The following is an 18,585-nucleotide window of genomic DNA, read 5'->3' on the forward strand; positions in this document are numbered from 1 at the left end:
TGACTGAAATTCAGGATTGCTACAGATTCGTGCACAGATTGTTAAGTTCATGTTACGTTCCTGAAGCACTGTTTTGGGCTGCGGAGCTGGTTTCCAGCGCGCACGATGGCGCATGCGCAGTGCCGATTTTTGTTTTTTGCTCTTTATTGGAACTACATGAAATACGTAAGCAACACCGCACGTCGCAACACGCTCGCCGTCGCCCTGATTTCCGCTCTGATGGCCGCCGCCCCGGCAATGGCCCAGGACAAGGCGACCAACCTGGACAAGATCACCGTCACCGGTTCGCTGATCCCGCAGACCCAGGTTGAAACCCAGACCCCGGTGATGTCCATCACCGCCGAAGACATCCAGACCCGCGGCTTCAGCAGCGTTGCTGAAGTTCTGCAGCAGTCCTCGCTGACCACCGGCGGCCTGCAGGGTGGCCAGACCTCGGGTTCGTTCACCCAGGGCGCTGAAGCAGCCGGCATGTTCGGCCTGAACCCGGGTTACACCAAGTACCTGATCAACGGCCGCCCGATGCTCTCGTATCCGGCGCTGTACAACGGTAGCGACACCTTCAACAACATCAGCGGCATTCCGATCGACATCGTCGAGCGCATCGAAGTGCTGCCCGGTGGCCAGTCCTCGCTGTACGGCTCGGACGCGATCGCCGGTGTGGTCAACATCATCCTGAAGGAGCGCATGGACGGCGGTACGATGACCGTCCGTGGCGGCACCTACACCGAAGGCGGCGGCAGCAATATCCGCTTCAGCGCAGCCAAGGGCTTCAACGCGTTCGACGACCGCTTCCACGCGCTGGTCAACGTGCAGATCGAGAACGGCAGCCCGATCTGGGGCTACCAGCGTGACATCACCAAGCAGAACAACCCGGTCGGCTACACCGCGCAGGTGCCGTCGAACGACTTCGCCGTCATCACCAATGCAGACAACAAGCTGCTGATGATGGACCCGAGCCGCTGCGCCAACGTGGCAGGCCTGTACGACGGCACCACCGTCGTCGGCAAGCGCGCGTCGGGCGAGTCCTGCGGCTCGGTGTACAGCGCCGGCTACAAGACCCTGAAGAACGGCAAGAACAGCGGCCAGTTCTACTCGTCGATGACCTTCGACGTGAACGACAACTTCCAGCTGTTCGCCGACGTGCTGTACAGCAAGGAAAAGACCGAGTTCACCTCCGGCTCCAGCGCCCTGTGGTGGGGCACGAAGTCGGTCATGGGTGGCTTCTACGACCAGGGCGCAGGCAAGGTCGTGAACCTGCAGCGCGCCTTCGCGCCGGAGGAGATCGGCGCGGGCGACTACAACAACATCCTGAACTCCGATGAGAGCCGCGCCTACCAGGTCACCCTGGGCGGCAAGGGCATGGTCGGCGACTGGGATTACAGCGCCAGCTTCACCCGTGGCGAGTACCGCCTGGACCAGAACCGCTTCGTGCGCTGGAAGGACAAGATCGAGGACTTCTTCGGCCGGACCGTGCTGGGCCCGCGCCTGGGCACCTACACCGACCCGAAGGACCCGACCGCCACGTTCGGCATCTACAACCCGAACTACGCTGCCTTCTACTCGCCGATCACCCCGGACCAGTTCGCCAGCTTCACCGGCTACGGCACCCACCGCAGCAAGACCTGGCAGAACCTTGGTCGCGTGCAGGTGACCAATGGCTCGCTGTTCAGCCTGCCGGGCGGTGACGCCGGCCTGGCCGTAGTGCTGGAAGGTGGCAGCGAAGGTTGGGACTACTCGCCGGACCAGGCCTTCGTCGACGGCAACGTGTGGGGCACCACCGCCGTCGCGGGCGCCGGCCACCGCAGCAACTACGCGGTCACCAGCGAACTGCGCATGCCGCTGCTGGAGAAGCTGACCGTCAGCGCCTCGGGCCGTTATGACGCGTTCAAGATCGCCGACAAGACCGTCGACAAGGCCACTTACAGCATCGGTCTGGAATTCCGTCCGATCGAGAGCCTGCTGCTGCGCGGCAAGTACGGCACCGCCTTCCGTGCACCGACCCTGTCCGATGCCTTCCAGGGCATGAGCGGCTCGTACTCGTCCGGCCAGAACGACTACTACCGCTGCAGCCAGCTGGGCTACGGCCTGCGTGACGAGGCCTGCTCGTTCTACAAGAACACCTCGGTGTACAGCGAAAAGTCCGGCAATCCGGACCTGAAGCCGATCACCGCCGACGTGTGGAGCGCAGGCGTGGTGTGGGCCCCGGTGAGCAACTTCTCGCTGTCGGCCGATTACTACAACTGGAAGATCAAGAACGAGGTCAAGACCCTCAGCACCGACCAGCTGCTGCTGGCCGAGTACCAGTGCCACAACGGGCTGCCGAACAACACCTCGGCCAGCTGCCAGAACGTCACCGACTGGGTTTCGCGCGATGCCGGCGGCAACCTGACCCGGGTGTACACGCCGAAGCTCAACGTCGCCAGCCAGAACCTGGAAGCGGTGACGGTGGCGGCCAAGTACCAGCAGGATATCGGCCGCTTCGGCTCGCTGATGTTCTCCGGCAACTACACGAACATGCTGAAGCGTGAAGTGCAGCCGATGCCGGGCGCCGCCAAGCTCGACCTGCTGAGCGATCCGTACAACATGTGGTACTACGACAACTTCGCCAAGGTCCGTGGCGATCTGTCGGTGGCCTGGAACATCGCCAAGTTCACCACCACCGTGTACGCCAACTACGTCGGCAGCACCCCGAACTACCTGGCCTACACCGGCCGCAGCTACGGCTATGTCCACTCTTCCGGTGCCAAGGCCGGTAAGTGGGGTTCGTACACCACGTACAACCTGAGCATGAACTATCAGGCACAGGACGATCTGGTCCTGTCGCTGATGGTCAACAACGTGTTCAACAAGCTGCCGGAAGGCCAGCGCTACAACTACCCGGGCAACGAATCGACCCCGTTCAATGACGGCTTCTACAGCGTCTACGGCCGCCAGATCTCGGCCCAGGTCAAGTACAACTTCTGATCCCGTCGTTTCCCGGACTTCGTGTCTGGACCAGGCCCCGCTTCGGCGGGGCCTTTTTTTTGGGCTGCGTCGGGCCGGCAGGAATCATTCAGCATCCAGACATGTTCAGCGACACTCGAACAAAACAATAAAAATCAATAGGTTGTATCAATTTAGATCGAAGTACACGGAGAGCGAAGAGGCTCCTGACCACAGCTTGATGACTCCCTTATGAACGTTTGACAGCATCAGTTAATGTCGTGTTAATCTCGAGTTACCGGCAGGTGAAGCCGGTAACGCCGGGAGGCGGCAGGGTACTGCCGGGACCGGGCACGGGGCACACGGAGACGCCCGCAAGGCAAGTCCCCGGTGTACGACGCAATCATTGGATTCAAGGGGATTTCAGATGATCAATCGCAAGTCGCTCGGCCGGCATCCGCTGAGCTTTGCCCTCGCTACCGCCGTGCTTCTCGCCGCAGCGGCGCCGGCGATCGCCCAAGATGGCGCCGCGACGCAGACCGCTGAGGAAGCGGCCAAGTCGAAGGCAACCAACCTGGACACGGTGACCGTCACCGGCTCGCGCATCAGCCGCGACGTGTTCAACTCGGTGTCCCCGGTCCAGGTCGTGACCCGTGAGGAAACCACGCTGGCCGGCTTCAACTCGACCACCGCCGCACTGCAGAGCACCGCGGTGACCGCAGGTGCATCGCAGATCAACAACGCCTACGGTGGCTACGTCACCGACGGCGGCCCCGGCGCCAACACCCTCGGCCTGCGCGGCCTCGGCCCGACCCGCACCCTGATCCTGCTCAACGGCCGCCGCGTCTCGCCGGCCGGTTCGCGCGGCTCGGTCGGCTCGACGGACCTGAACGTGCTGCCGAACTCGATCGTCGACCGCGTCGAAATCCTGAAGGACGGCGCCTCCTCGATCTACGGCTCCGACGCGGTCGCGGGCGTGATCAACATCATCACCAAGAAGAAGGTCGACGGCGTCACCTTCGAAGGCCAGCACAATGCGACCGACGGCGGCGGCGGCGACGAACGTCGCTATGCGCTGACCTTCGGCACCACCGGCGAGCGTTCGCACTTCTCCGGTTCGTACGAGTACACAGTGCGCAACGCACTTAACCTTGGCGACCGCGACTGGACCCGCTGCGCCACCGACAAGTATCGCGACATCGATGCCGGCGACTACTGGGGCAGCGGCGACTTCATCGATCCGCTGACCGGCAAGTCCAAGTGCTACACCCTCGACGGCGGCGGCGTGACCATCAACACGCTTGGCACCAACACCCGTACCGGCGTCGCCGCGCCGGGGGGCAGCGGCACCCGCTTCAACCGCTGGCGCCCGAATTCGTCGGTCACCACCGGCCTGGTTGGCTACGAAGGCGTGGGTGCGCTGAACCGCGACACCTTCGACCCGCAGATGCTCAACCAGTCGCTGATCTCGCCGGTCAAGACCCACACCGCCTACTTCCAGGGCGGCTTCGACCTGAACGCACTGGGCGACGCTGAGCTGTACTACGAGTTCCTCGGCAACCACCGCAAGTCGACCCAGACCGGCTATCGCCAGCTGACCCTGGACTATGCAGTGGGTAATCCGCTTATCCCGGCCAACCTCCGCGACAGCGTTGCGGGCCCGGCCACCGACCAGACCAATGGCGTGCCGATGGGCGTACGTGCCTTCATTGGTTTCGGCAACGACCAGAGCAAGCAGAAGGTCGACTTCCTGCGCTTTAACGCCGGCCTGCGTGGCCACCTGAGCTCGGAATGGAATTACGACTTCAACATCATGCATTCGCGCAGCGATGCGGACTACACCTTCCAGAGCTTCCTGACCAGCCGCCTGGCGCAGAGCCTGGACGTGGTCTCAAACGGGGCCGGTGGCTTCGTCTGCCGTGACGCCTCCAACGGCTGCGTCGCCGCCCCCCCGGTGAACAACAACACCATCGGCGGCCGCCTGCCGCAGGACTGGAAGGACTGGGTGTTCGTCCCGGTCACCGGCAACACGCTGTACAAGGAAACCACGGTCAACTTCAACGTCAATGGCCCGCTGTTCGACATGCCGTATGGCTCGGCCGGCGGCGCGTTCGGTGTGGAGTACCGCAAGGCCCGCATCGACGACAGCCCGTCGCAGTACTCCATTGACCAGGACCTGTACAACCTGACCGCTTCCTCGCCGACCCGCGGCAGCGACTCGGTGTTCGAAGCCTACGGCGAATTGGAACTGCCGCTGCTGTCCGGTGTTACCGGCGCTGAGGAGCTGTCGGTCAACCTGTCCGGCCGCTATACCGACTACAAGTCCTATGGTTCCGACGAGACCTACAAGATTGGCACCCTGTGGACCCCGGTGAAGTGGCTGTCGTTCCGTGCATCCTACGGCACCTCGTACCGCGCACCAGCCCTGTTCGAGCAGTTCCTGGGCGCCACCACCGGCTTCCTGCCGCAGTCGTCCGACCCCTGCGACAACTACATTGAGGCCCGCCCGGAATCGATGCGCTACCAGAACTGCGCGTCGCTGGGCCTGGATCCGGAGTTCACCCAGCTGCAAGGCATCACCGTCTACACCCAGGGCGGCGCGGAAAACAACCTGAAGGCTGAAACCTCCACCGCCAAGACCTTCGGCGTGGTGCTGCAGCCGGAGTTCGGCCCAGCCTTCGGCGATCTGTCGCTGGCCCTGGACTACTTCGACATCAAGGTCGAGAACGGTGTGCAGGACGCAGGCGGCGCCGCCATCCTGCGCAACTGCTACGGCAGCTCCACCGCAGACTTCACTGCGGGCAACGGCCTGTGCCGCCTGATCCAGCGCAACCCGCAGACCAACCAGCTGACGGTCACCAACGGCTTCATCAACGTCTCTACCAACAAGGTGCGCGGCCTGGACTTCACCCTGCGCTATGTGCGTGACATCGGCCCGGGCGAGTTCCGTGCCACGCTGCAGGGCACGCACTACTTCGAGCAGACCAGCCAGCTGTTCTCGGACGATCCGAAGGTCGACTCGGCCGGCATGATCGGCTCGCCGGAAAACACCGCCACCCTGGACCTGAACTACAAGTGGAAGAACTGGCGCGTCCGTTACGGTCTGGACTGGATCGACAACATGGACAGCTACGCCTACTACGAGGAGCGCAACCCGGGCCTGTTCGATCCGGCCACCAGCCAGTACAAAATGTACACCCCGAACTACTTCATCCAGGCAGCCTCGCTGCAGTATGAAGCGGACAAGTGGTCGGTCACCGGCGGCGTGCGCAACCTTGCCAACAAGAAGCCGCCGACCATTTCGCAGGGCGTGCTGAGCACGGTTGGCAACGCGCCCCTGTACAGCGGCTTCGATTACTTCGGCCGCACGTACTTCGTGAACATCACCCGCTCGTTCTGATCCTGTTGTCACCCACCGCCGCCCTTCGGGGCGGCGGTTTCGTTTCCGGCCCCGGCCTTGCGCCGGGATCGTCCCGAGATCGAGGCAAGCAATGAAGCGAACCCTGCTGCTGGCGGCCCTGGCCGGCATCTCCCCCTGGCTACATGCCAAACCTGTCGCCCCAACCGTCGAACAACTGGCGGCCTTCCCTGCCATCTCCAGCCTGTCGCTCTCACCGGACGGCCAGCACATCGCCGGCCTGCGCGCCGATGGCGAAGAGCGCGTGATCGTGGTCTGGCGTACCGATGCGCTGGACAAGCCGCCGACGGTGATCGGCGCCAACCGGATGAAGTTCCAGAGCGTCTCGTTCATCAAGAACGGGCAGCTGGCGGTGGTGTTGTGGCAGCCCTTCGACCTGCGCACCGACCGCGTGACCAAGACCTTCGTCAGCAAGTTCTTCATCACCGACATCGAGGGCAAGCAGTGGAAAGAGCCCATTACGCCGCCGCGTGCCAGCAGCCGCAGCGAGGAACTCGAGCAGGCGCTGTCCAACCCGACGGTGCTGGACACGCTTCCCAATGATCCGGACCACATTCTGGTGATCAACGGCAGTGGCGGCAGTTCCGGCGATGTCTACAAGGTCGACCTGCGCAGCTTCACCTCGCAGCGCGTGCAGAAGACCGAGGAACGTGTGGCCGGCTATGTCACCGACCTGGACAGCGAGCTGCGTGCACGCCTGCGCCAGGACGTGGACGGAACCGGCGCCTATGTCGCTACCGAGTTCCGCAACACTGGCAGCGGTGCGTGGGAAGAGCACTTCCGCTCCTATGTGAAGAACCGCGACGTCAACCAGGTGATCGGCTTTGCCGATGACCCGAACATCGCCTTCGTGCTGAGCAACGTCGGCCGTGACAAGGCGATCGTGTACGAGTACGACATCGCCGCCCGCAAGCAGAAGGAAGTGCTGTACGAACACAAGCTGTTCAACGCCAGCTCGATGTCGATCAACCGCTATCGCAACGGCGCGATCCCGTTCGGCGAGATCCTCGGCATCCGCTATGCGGGCCCGCGCGGTGACGACCAGCAGTGGACGTCGCCGCAAATGAAGGCGCTGGACCAGGGCCTTCGCCAGGCCTTGGGTATCCAGCAGCAACCGCTGGAAATGGTCGACACCGCCAATGGCCAGCGCTTCACCACCAATTACGACACTGGCCGCAGCTACCAGGTGGTGGACTACACCCCCGACCTGTCCACCGTGCTGGTGGTCACGTCGGGCCCGTCCAACCCACCCGAGTACCACCTGCTGCGCAACGGCAAGCTGACCCTGCTGGCCAAGACCTATCCGGACATCCAGCCTGCGGCCCTGGGCGATACGAAGCTGGTCTATTACAAGGCCCGCGACGGGCTGGACATCCCGGCATTCCTGACCACGCCCAACACCGAACTGTGTGGCGCCGGCCCCTGGAAGGCGGTCGTGCACCCGCATGGCGGTCCCTGGGCCCGCGATGGGATCGACTTCGATGGCTCGATGTGGGTGCCGCTGATGGCGTCGCGCTGCATGGCCGTACTGCGCCCGCAGTTCCGCGGCTCGGCTGACTGGGGCCGCAAGCTGTGGATGGCGGGTGACGCCGAATGGGGCCAGAAGATGCAGGACGACAAGGATGATGGCGCGCAGTGGATGGTCGACCAGAAGATCGCCCGGCCTGGTCACATCGCCATGTTCGGCTTCTCCTATGGTGGATACTCGGCGTTTGCCGCCTCGGTTCGCCCGAACGGCCTGTACAAGTGCGCGATTGCCGGCGCCGGCGTCTCGGACATCAAGAAAATCTGGTCGCGCTTCTACACCAATCCGTTCTTCCGCCAGGCGCAGGCGCCGACCGTTGCAGGCCTTAACCCGCTGGACAAGGCGGGCGAGATGAAGATTCCGTTGATGGTCTACCACGGTGACCGCGACCGTACCGTGCCCATCGAGCAATCGGAGTGGTTCGTGAACAAGGCCAAGAGCTCGGGGCAGCCGGTCGAGTTCCATGCCATCGCCGACTATGCGCACGGTCCGGCCTGGACTCGGAAGATCATGGCCGACCAGCTGCACCTGATCGACGACTATCTCGGCAAGGGCTGCGGCGGCGACGGCCTGTAATCGATGCGTTACCCAAGCAAGGGCGCCCCACCGGGCGCCCTTGCTCGTTCTGGCCCTTGCGCCCGGCCATGACCTTCGACACCCTTGCAGGGCAGGCCGGCGGCGTATCGTTCGGCCCACGGCCGTCCCTGCGGCCCTTCCCTGACTCACTCGGCCTGGAGGCCATCAAAGTGACCCGTACTCCCAAGATCGTGCTGCTGACCCTGGCCGTTTCGGCCGCGCTGGTTGGCTGCGGCAAGAACGAAACCCCGGCCAAGGACGCCACCGCCTCCACGCCGGCTACCGCCGAAGCCACCAATTACACCCTGGACGAGAGCAAGCTGCCGGCCTACAACGCCTTCCAGCCCAGCGACCTCGATACCACCAAGGACGCCTGCGGCGCCTTCGGCGACTACGTCAACAGCAAGTGGCTGGCCGCCAATGAGATCCCGGGCGACCGCACCAGCTGGGGCGCCTTCACCATCCTCGACGAGCGCTCGGTGGCCGTGCAGCACCAGCTGGCCGAGCAGGTGGCACAGGTGAAGACCCCGAATCACATCGAGAAGATCGTCGGCGACCTGTGGGCCACCGGCATGGACGAGGCCAAGATCAACGCCCAGGGCATCGAACCGCTGAAGGCCGACCTGACCGCGATCGATGGCCTGCAGGACAAGGCGGCCATCGCCAACTACCTGCGCACCAGCGCCGCCAAGGGCGACAACGTCCTGTTCGGCTTCGGCGCCGAAGCCGACTTCAAGAACTCGGCCGTCAACATGGCCTACGCCAGCCAGGGCGGCCTGGGCCTGCCGGACAGCACCTACTACACCGATGCCAAGAACGCCGACAAGCTGAAGGCCTACCAGGCGCACGTCGCCAAGGTGCTGGAGCTGTCCGGCGTCGCCGCTGCCGACGCTGCCAAGCAGGCCGAGGACGTGGTCAAGTTCGAGACCCGCCTGGCCAAGGCTTCCAAGTCGCGCGTCGAACTGTCGCGCAACGTCGAGCTGTACTACAACCCGGTCACCGTGGCCGACGCGGACAAGCTGACCCCGAACTTCAGCTGGACCGAGTTCTTCAAGTCGCAGGGCGTGGCCGCACCGGAGAAGTTCTCGCTGGCCATGCCGGCCTTCCATGAGGAAGTGAGCAAGGCGCTGGGCGACACCGATCCGTCGGTGTGGCGTGCCTACCTGCGCTTCCACACCGTGGACAGCGCCTCGCCTTACCTGGCCGATGCCTTCGTGCAGGAGAACTACGAGTTCTACGGCAAGACCCTCAACGGGCAGAAGGAACAGAAGCCGCGCTGGAAGCGCGTTCTGGGCACCATCGAGAACGACGCCGGTGAAGCCTTCGGCCAGCTGTACGTGAAGGTGGCCTTCTCGCCGGAAGCCAAGGCGAAGATGGAAGAACTGGTGAAGAACCTGGCCGCCTCGCTGAAGGAACGCATCCAGGGCCTGAGCTGGATGAGCGATGAAACCAAGGCCAAGGCCATCGCCAAGTGGGAAACCTTCACCCCGAAGATCGGCTACCCGGACAAGTGGCGTGACTGGTCGGGCCTGCAGACCCAGCGCGACAGCTTCCTGGGCAACGTGCGCGCGGCCAACGAGTTCAACTACAAGTTCAACCTGTCCAAGATCGGCAAGCCGGTGGACAAGACCGAGTGGGGCATGACCCCGCAGACGGTCAACGCCTACTACAACCCGCTGCAGAACGAGATCGTGTTCCCGGCCGCCATCCTGCAGCCGCCGTTCTTCGATCCGAAGGCCGACGACGCGCTGAACTACGGCGGCATCGGCGCGGTGATCGGCCACGAAATGACCCACGGTTACGACGACCAGGGCGCACGTTTCGGGCCGACCGGCAACATGGAAGACTGGTGGACCGCCGCTGACAAGAAGAACTTCGAAGGCCTGACCGGCAAGCTGGTCAAGCAGTTCGACCAGTACAAGGTCGACGGCCAGGCGGTGAACGGCCACCTGACCCTGGGCGAGAACATCGCCGACCTGGGCGGCCTGGCCACTGCTTACGATGCCCTGCAGAAGGCCAGCGCCGGCAAGGAAGACCCGAAGGTGGACGGCTTCACCCGCGACCAGCGCTTCTTCTTCAACTGGGCCACCGTGTGGCGCACGAAGTACACCCCGGAGAACGCCAAGGTCCGCCTGGCGACCGACCCGCACGCCCCGGCGCAGTTCCGCGCCATGGGTGCGCCGTCGAACCTGCCGACCTTCGCGGCCGCGTTCCAGTGCAAGGCCGGTTCGCCGATGGCCCGCAGCGGCGACCAGCAGGTGGTGATCTGGTAAGCCACAGCTGACGCCGCGGCACACCTGCAGAGGCCCGGGAATTCCCGGGCCTTTGTTTTTCCGGGGTGCTTTTCATCCACGCATGGCGTGGATCCACTGATCTCGGCGCTCCCCGGTAGCGGCCGCCCCTGGCCGGCGAAAGCAGCGTGATGCGTGCATGCCGCGTCGATGCCCGGCTTGCTATAGTGCGCGCGCCCTCAATCCATCACGGATTCGTTCCACATGCCCAATTTCCGTCCGCTTGCCATCGCCCTGGGCATCAGCCTGGCGACCTTGGTCCCGACCCACGATGCGTTCGCCGCCGCCAAGAAGAAGGCCGCCCGCGCCCCGGCTGTCAGTGCCCAGTGCAGCGACTTCTATGACGCCACCAACGCAGGCTGGCTGAAGGCCAACCCGGTGCCGCAGACCGGTGCCACCACCGCACTGGGCCAGCTGGTCGACCGCAGCCGCCAGCAGCAGCGTGAACTGCTCGACGCAGCGATGAAGGCGCCGCAGGGCAACGTGCAGAAACTTCTGGGCGACTTCTGGGCCAGCGGCCTGGACGAAGCCGCCGTGGAAGCCGACGGATCCAATCCGATCGCCCCGCTGCTGACCCGCATCAACGCCATCAAGAAGGCCAAGGATGTGCCGGCCTCGATCGCCGCGCTGCACCAGGTCGGCATCCCGGTGGCCTTCAACTTCGGCCCGGACGTGGACCTGAAGGCGCTGGACCGCCACATCGGTTACTTCATGCAGGGCGGCATGGGCCTGCCGGACCCGGCGTTCTATACCCGCACCGACGCCGACACCGTGGCGCTGATGGGCCGCTACCGCAATTACGTCAAGCAGATCCTGGCACTGACCGGCACTCCGGCCGCCAAGCTGGATGCCGAGTCGCAATCGGTGATCGCACTGGAAACCGAACTGGCGCGCAACGCGCAGTCGCTGGCTGGCATCAACAACCCGTTCAACAACTACGCGCCGATCTCCACCAAGGAGCTCAACAGCCGCTACCGCAACCTGCAGCTGGATGCCTTCCTGAAGGCCCAGGGCGTGGACGACGATCTGGTCTCGCTGGCCGACCCGGGCCTGTTCAAGCAGCTCGATGGCATGGTCACCAAGCTCAAGCCGGACCAGTGGAAGGCCTACCTGCGCTGGCGCGTGGGCGACTCGATGGCGCCCTACCTGTCCAAGGCCTACCGCGACGCCGAATTCGAATTCCGCGGCCGCGTGCTGCGTGGCGAAACCCTGCCGCCGCAGCGCTGGGAAGACGTGCTGGAGGCGATCAACGTGGCCGCCGGCCCGATGCTCGGTCGCGAATACGCCGCCCGTTACCTGTCGGCCGAAGACCGTCGCCAGGCCGCATGGATCGTCGACAAGGTGCGCGAAGTGCAGATCGAAGCGGTCAAGAACAGCAGCTGGATGAGTGCCGAAGCCAAGACCGAAGCGCAGGCCAAGCTGGCCGCGCTGAAGATCGAGATCGGTACCCCGCTGCGTGATCTCGACTACAGCGTGCAGCCGATGGGCCGTGGTTCGTTTGGCGGCAACATGCTGATCGCGTCGACCTGGCGCCACCGTGAGGAAATGAAGCGCATCGGCAAGGGCAACGCCGACCGCCGCTGGGACGTGCTGCCGCAGCAGCCGTCGCTGGCCTATGACCTGGCGCAGAACCGCCTGATCGTCACCGCTGCGATCCTGCAGGGGCCGGTGTTCAACGCCAAGGCCGACGCTGCCGACAAGTTCGGCAGCTTCGGTGGCCTGGTCGGCCACGAGCTGACCCGTGCGATCGATGCCAAGGGCGCACTGGTCGATGCCAAGGGCGAACTGCGCAGCTGGTGGACGCCGGCCGACAAGACCGCCTGGACCCTGCTCGGCAACCGCGTCGCCGCGCAGTACGGCGCCTACGATTTCCCGGGCGTGAAGGGTGCCAAGGTCAACGGCACGCTCACCCAGGAAGAGAACCTGGCCGACATCGCCGGCCTGGAACTGGCGTGGGCCGCGTACACCGCGCAGGAGCCGAAGGCCAAGCCGGCACAGCAACAGAGCTTCTTCCGCGCATGGTCGGCGTTGTGGGCGCAGCAGCTGTCGCCGAACGAGGCCGTGCGTCGCCTGACCGCCGACATCCGTGCACCGGGCCTGTGGCGCAGCAACGGCACGCTGGCCAACCTGCCGGCGTTCGGTGCCACCTTCAGCTGCAAGGCCGGCCAGCCGATGCAGCGCAGCGAAGCCGAGCAGATCAAGGTCTGGCGCTGAGCTAACTGCTGCAACTGGTAATGCAGAGGGCGCCTTCGGGCGCCCTTTTTTCGCTTGGCGACCCCAAAAAGGGACCCCGGCATGGCCGGGGTCCAGGTCGTTTTCTGGAGAGATCGATCAGGTGCTGCGATCAGAAGTCGTAGGACGCACTGACACGAACCGAACGAGGTGCGCTGAAGTAGGTACCCATGCCGTAGGTGTTGGACACCGTGTAGGGGCCATCTTCATAGACCGCGTCAGACTGCACCGCGCGACGCTGGTTCAGCACATTGAAAACATCCAGGCTGAAAGCCAGCTTGTGATCGGCAAACGAAGGGCGATACATCACGCCCAGGTCCAGGCGGGTCGTCCAGGGCTGCCGGCCGGCGTCACCCGGACGCGACGGCTTGCCACCGCAATAGTGATAGGCCGCGTCGTAGCCCAGCGGATCACTCTCATCGGTGCCGTAGTAGCCCAGGCAGCTCTTCGGCGCCCCCGACATGATCCGCAGGGTGGCCGACGCCGACCACTCGTCGTTGAACATATAGGCGCCATAGCCCTTCAGCTGGTGACGGCGGTCGTTCGCCAGATAGCCACCGGCGTATTCCATCAGTGCCGCGGCATCCCAGTCCTGGGTCTTGGAGACGTCATCCTGGCCGATATCCGACTTCACCTGGCCTTCGGTATTGCCGAAGCTGCGCGACCAGGTGTAATCCAGACGTCCGTACCACTTGTCGCTCAGCGGGTGCTCGATGAACAGATCGACGGCGATGTAGTCACGCTTGGCCTTCTTGTTGCCGTAACCCCAGTCGGCGGAGCTCATCTGCACCGGCGTGTAACCCGAGCCATCCGCGTGTCGGATCATGAAGGTGTTGGTCTTGCCCGGATTGAAGATCACACAGCCCGGGACATCGAGATTGCTGTCGTCGACGCCCATCGCGGCAAGCTTGTCGTGGATGCGATCGGAGTCACAGGTATCGTCGATGGCCGTCTGCAGGCGACGATAGGTGAACTTGGCACCGGAGCTCCAGCGCTCGCCCAGCGTCTTCTCGAAGCCAAGGATCAGCTCGTCCTGGTACTGCGACTTCAGGTCGGTCGGCGCAATCGACAACGGATCAGGGGTCTGGCCATATTCATTGTTGGCTGACACCGGGCCCGGGCCCAGAGCGGTCAACCCGGTCGGGTTGCCGTTGGCATCAATTCCGCTATAGGTGAAGTACTCGCGGGTGAACGTCGAGGCGGAAGCACCACGAATGGCAACGCTGTTGGGCAACGCCAGGTAGTAGCGGCCCAGGTTGGCGAACACCTTCAGCGACGAATCGCCAAACACATCCCAGCTCGCGCCCAGACGCGGCGCCCACTGGTCACCGCTGTCGACGTAAGGCTTGGCCGCACTGTTGTAGTTGGTGAACTTGTCATTGCGGATGCCGAGGGTCACCAACCAGTTCGGCGTGACCTGCCAGCGGTCCTCCAGATAGTAGGCCTTCTGCTTGACCGACATGCTGGTGGTCGTGGAGAAGATGTACTTCTGCACGAAGTAGCCATTGCCGCCCGGCGGGGTGATATCAAAGCCCGGATTCGGCGACGAGGCCGGATCAACACGACCATAGATCCAGGCATACCCCGGCCCGGTCATCGCCTGACCTTCGTTATGCCCCTGGAAGTACATGTTATCGATACCACCGGTCAGCTCGTGGTTGCCGATGCGGTACTGCAGGTCTACACGCAGGCCTCGGGTCTTGCTGCCCGCATCTGACGACTTGGTATAGAGCGCCGACTGGTCGTTGCGGATGGGGCGGCCACCGGTAATGGACGGATCCTGATTGCCCGGGCCGCTGAGATAGGGGTTGGCCGTATCCAGCGGATTCGACTCCAGATTGCTCTCCTTGCTGCGACCCCATACCGCACTCAGGGTCAGGTCATCGTTCAGGTAGCCGGTGTACTTGAAGATGTCAAAGTCGTCCTTGAGCTTCGTGGTATTCGGGAACGTGCCGGTGCGATCACCTTCGGCCAGGTCCTCGTAGTCGAACGATCGGTAGTAGCCACCGTTGCGATCGGTGTTCTGCACGCGGGTGTATTCCAGCGTGTTGCTATCGTTGATGTTCCAGTCGATCTTTCCATAGAACTTCGGCGCATCAATGGTGTAGTGGTTGCGCACCTGCTGCGTTGCTGCAGAGCTGTTCGTGGACACACCTTCGGTGCGGTCCTTTTCCGCAGCCAGGTGAATGAACAGACGATCCTCGATCAGCGGGCCACTGGCATAGCCACTGTAGGTGGTACGCGTGGCGACATCGTCCTTGCGGTAGCGATAGAGCGAACCAGGCAACGAGTCATCGGTGTAGCTGTATCCATCTGGCAGCTGGCGATTGGGATAGATGACAGTGGCCGCAGACGCCGACAGCGAGTCCGGGGCCCAGGTGGCCTGCACGCCGAAATGCCATTCATTGGTGCCGCGCTTGCCGAGCTGGTTGATCACACCACCGGTGGAGCGCCCGTATCCGGCTCCGTAGCCGCCCATGAACGTTTCCTGCTGGTCGATCGACCCATAGGGCAGGCTGATACCACCCAGGTTGCTGAGCGGATTGTTGGCCAGGAAGCCATTCAGATAGTAGGCATTCTCAGTAACACTGGAACCACCGAAAGACAGCACCGAACGCGAGCCATTGCTGAACGCGCCACTGCCTGCGACAACACCTGGCGCGAGCAATGCGATGGCTTCGGCGCTACGCCCCAGTGGCAACACATCCAGTTGCTCGGACGTAATGACCGACTTGGACACCGTATTGGTGACATCGATCTTCGGCACATTCGCCGCGACGACGTTCACGGCCTCCAGCGTGGTGGCGGCACTGCTGCCACCGGCAAACGACACCTCGGTGCCAACGCCGACCTTCAGCAGAACATTCTCGCGCTGATCGACGGTCTGGCCGTCACGCTGCTGGATGATGGTGTACTTGCCCACCGGCAACGAGCCGAGGTTGTAGCGGCCATTGCTGTCGACGGTCGCCGAGCGTTTCAGGCCCGTATCGCTCTGCACGACGATGGTCGTGCCGGCAGGCGCACTGCCGTACAACGAACCGGTCGTGCTCTGCGCGGCTGCGGCGCCGATGAAAGAAGTCAGGACGACCGCCAAGGCGGTACGCTTCAACCTTGCGACGTGCTTGCTGCTGGTCATGGAGTTTCCTTGATTCGGTGAAGATCAGGCTGCAGTTGCAGAATTGCTGCACGGAAGCGACAGCCCCATGTAGCTGAACCAAATATTAATTTCATCAATTCTTAATTTGCAATGGCGGCTGAACAAAAATAACCAATTGAAATTGAAGGAAAAGTTTTGATACAAACATGAACTTTGTTCAAGTTTTGTTTATTAATCAGCCGCTTGCAGCCCGCTCCACCCGTTACCGCCCCCCCAGTCTCCGGTCACCGTGATACCCATCCCGGCTTAACACCCGGCGTGCTATCGCTGCGGCTTCGTCCATCGCGGAGCCCCGACATGGCACACAAGAACACCATCTGTGTCTGGTACGACAACGGCGCGCTCGAGGCCGCCACCTTCTATGCCAGCCTCCTGCCCGACAGCGCGGTCACCGCCGTGCATCACGCACCTGGCGACTACCCCGACGGCAAGGAAGGCAACGTGCTGACCGTCGAATTCACCGTCTGCGGCATTCCCTGCGTCGGCCTCAACGGCGGCAGCGCGTTCAAGCACAGCGAAGCGTTCTCCTTCCAGATCCAGACCGAGGACCAGGCCGAGACCGACCGCCTGTGGAATGCGATCGTCGGCAACGGTGGCCAGGAAAGCCAATGCGGCTGGTGCAAGGATCGCTGGGGCATCTCCTGGCAGATCAGCCCGCGCATGTTGATCGAAGCAGTGACCAGCAAGGACAAGGCATTGGCCAAGCGCGCCTTCAACGCGATGATGCCGATGAAGAAGATCGACATCGCCACCATCGAAGCGGCAATAGAAAAAGGGGACGGAGGGGATTAAGTCGTTTCTGCCCACCGCTGCCGACCCTGTGCGAATTGCGACTTAATCCCCTCCGTCCCCTTTTTTTGAGGTGCTGATGTCCTGGGATGCAATCATCATCGGGGGTGGCCACAACGGCCTGGTCTGTGCGGCCTATCTGGCGAAGGCCGGAAAGAACGTGCTGGTCCTTGAACGGCGCGGCGTGCTCGGCGGAGCGGCGGTCACCGAGGAGTTCCATCCCGGCTTCCGCAACTCGGTGGCGTCGTACACGGTGTCGCTGTTGCAACCGAAGGTGATCGAAGACCTGCAACTGCATGCGCATGGGCTGCGCATTGTCACGCGCCCGGCCAACAATTTCCTGCCATTGCCCGACGACCGCTACCTGTTGTCGGCACCTGGCCGCACCCAGGCCGAAGTCGCTGGATTCTCCGAGCGGGATGCACAGCGCCTGCCAGCGTACGAAGCACGCCTGGAGATCTTCGCCGATGTACTGCGCGCGTGGGCTCTCCGCGCGCCACCGGACATCGGCGTCGCCGGCGGCTGGCGCGGCCTGCCCGCACTTTGGCAGATGGGGAAGCTCGGCCGCGAACTGGCGGCGCTGGATGCACCGCTGCGGCAGGAGCTGCTGGACCTGTTCACGCTGTCGGCGGCGGAATACCTGGACCGCTGGTTCGAGAGCGAGCCGATCAAGGCGCTGTTCGGCTTCGATGGCATCGTCGGCAACTATGCCAGTCCATACACACCGGGCAGCGCCTACGTGTTGCTGCATCACGTGTTCGGCCAGTGCAATGGCGTGAAGGGTGCATGGGGCCATGCGATGGGTGGCATGGGCGCGATCAGCCTGGCCATCGCCAGCGCCGCGCGCGAGGCCGGCGCGGAACTGCGCGTGGATGCCGGCGTGCGACGGGTACTGACCGAACAGGGCCGCGCCGTGGGGGTGGAACTGGCCAACGGCGAAACCCTGTGTGCACGCGCGGTGGTCGCCAACGTCAATCCGAAGCTGCTGTACGAACAGCTGCTGGAGCCGGCGCAGGTACCGGCTGCCACACGCGAACGCATGACGAACTGGCGCTGCGGTTCCGGCACCTTCCGGATGAACGTGGCGCTGTCGCGGCTACCGGAGTTCCGCGCCCTGCCCGGTCCGGGCGATCACCTCAGTGCCGGCATCATCATGGCACCCAGCCTGGACTACATGGATCGCGCCTGGCTGGATGCGCGCCGCGACGGTTGGTCGCGCAAACCGATCGTGGAAATGCTGATACCCAGTACGCTGGACGATTCACTGGCACCGCCCGGGCAGCATGTGGCCAGCCTGTTCTGCCAGCACGTGGCGCCGGTACTTCCTGATGGGCGTCACTGGGATGACCACCGCGAGACGGTAGCCGACCTGATGATCGCTACCGTTGAACGCTATGCGCCCGGCTTCGCTGACAGCGTGCTCGGTCGTCAGGTGCTGTCCCCGCTCGATCTGGAACGCACCTTCGGCCTGGTCGGCGGCGACATCTTCCACGGCGCACTGAGCGCCAACCAGTTGTTCTCGGCGCGGCCGATGGTCGGCCAGGCCGGCTATCGCGGCGCCCTTCCCGGCCTGTATCTGTGCGGGTCGGGTACCCATCCCGGCGGTGGTGTCACCGGTGCACCGGGGCACAATGCGGCGCAGGTGGTGCTGCGGGACCTGTAGCGGTGTGCCGAC

General features: G+C 63.7%; 8 protein-coding genes. 7 read left to right on the forward strand and 1 reads right to left on the reverse strand.

The window, feature by feature from the left end; all coding sequences use genetic code 11:
• The first annotated feature begins 156 nt into the window (after nt 1-156).
• From AC5P8Y_RS01920 to AC5P8Y_RS01940, 5 genes are all read left to right on the forward strand, one after another.
• The gene (locus AC5P8Y_RS01920; RefSeq protein ID WP_288416475.1) at nt 157-2,964 is read left to right on the forward strand and encodes a TonB-dependent receptor plug domain-containing protein; all 2,808 of its coding nucleotides are present in this window, start codon (nt 157-159) and stop codon (nt 2,962-2,964) included.
• A gap of 385 nt (nt 2,965-3,349) precedes the next feature.
• Nucleotides 3,350-6,322: a TonB-dependent receptor plug domain-containing protein gene (locus AC5P8Y_RS01925; RefSeq protein WP_049451979.1), complete on the forward strand. Its 2,973-nt coding sequence runs from the start codon at nt 3,350-3,352 to the stop codon at nt 6,320-6,322.
• A gap of 91 nt (nt 6,323-6,413) precedes the next feature.
• Complete coding sequence (locus tag AC5P8Y_RS01930; protein WP_164133458.1) at nt 6,414-8,441, forward strand: alpha/beta hydrolase family protein; 2,028 nt, start codon at nt 6,414-6,416, stop codon at nt 8,439-8,441.
• Nucleotides 8,442-8,611: 170 nt separating this feature from the next.
• Nucleotides 8,612-10,714 carry a M13 family metallopeptidase gene (locus AC5P8Y_RS01935; RefSeq protein WP_111188174.1) on the forward strand — a complete coding sequence of 701 codons (2,103 nt, stop codon included), beginning with the start codon at nt 8,612-8,614 and terminating at the stop codon, nt 10,712-10,714.
• 222 nt (nt 10,715-10,936) lie between these two features.
• Nucleotides 10,937-12,946, forward strand: a complete 2,010-nt coding sequence (locus AC5P8Y_RS01940; RefSeq protein WP_033835305.1) for a M13 family metallopeptidase — start codon at nt 10,937-10,939, stop codon at nt 12,944-12,946.
• 130 nt (nt 12,947-13,076) lie between these two features.
• Here the strand turns inward: AC5P8Y_RS01940 and AC5P8Y_RS01945 are convergent, their stop codons facing one another.
• On the reverse strand, nt 13,077-16,100 hold the full coding sequence (locus tag AC5P8Y_RS01945) for a TonB-dependent receptor (protein WP_111188169.1): 3,024 nt from the start codon (nt 16,098-16,100) through the stop codon (nt 13,077-13,079).
• Nucleotides 16,101-16,418: 318 nt separating this feature from the next.
• Between AC5P8Y_RS01945 and AC5P8Y_RS01950 the strand changes: the two genes are divergently transcribed.
• The gene (locus AC5P8Y_RS01950) at nt 16,419-16,913 is read left to right on the forward strand and encodes a VOC family protein (RefSeq protein WP_049403590.1); all 495 of its coding nucleotides are present in this window, start codon (nt 16,419-16,421) and stop codon (nt 16,911-16,913) included.
• A gap of 76 nt (nt 16,914-16,989) precedes the next feature.
• Nucleotides 16,990-18,573: a phytoene desaturase family protein gene (locus tag AC5P8Y_RS01955; RefSeq protein ID WP_111188170.1), complete on the forward strand. Its 1,584-nt coding sequence runs from the start codon at nt 16,990-16,992 to the stop codon at nt 18,571-18,573.
• Nucleotides 18,574-18,585: the final 12 nt, after the last annotated feature.

It is taken from the genome of Stenotrophomonas sp. YJH_SMC_12-1 (genome assembly GCF_059370935.1).

Excerpts from the sequence above, each read along its gene's own strand:
- AC5P8Y_RS01930 (WP_164133458.1), top strand. The coding sequence starts at position 6,414 with ATGAAGCGAACCCTGCTGCTGGCGGCCCTGGCCGGCATCTCCCCCTGG.
- AC5P8Y_RS01950 (WP_049403590.1), top strand. The coding sequence starts at position 16,419 with ATGGCACACAAGAACACCATCTGTGTCTGGTACGACAACGGCGCGCTC.
- AC5P8Y_RS01955 (WP_111188170.1), top strand. The coding sequence starts at position 16,990 with ATGTCCTGGGATGCAATCATCATCGGGGGTGGCCACAACGGCCTGGTC.
- AC5P8Y_RS01925 (WP_049451979.1), top strand. The coding sequence starts at position 3,350 with ATGATCAATCGCAAGTCGCTCGGCCGGCATCCGCTGAGCTTTGCCCTC.
- AC5P8Y_RS01940 (WP_033835305.1), top strand. The coding sequence starts at position 10,937 with ATGCCCAATTTCCGTCCGCTTGCCATCGCCCTGGGCATCAGCCTGGCG.
- AC5P8Y_RS01920 (WP_288416475.1), top strand. The coding sequence starts at position 157 with ATGAAATACGTAAGCAACACCGCACGTCGCAACACGCTCGCCGTCGCC.
- AC5P8Y_RS01945 (WP_111188169.1), bottom strand. The coding sequence starts at position 16,100 with ATGACCAGCAGCAAGCACGTCGCAAGGTTGAAGCGTACCGCCTTGGCG.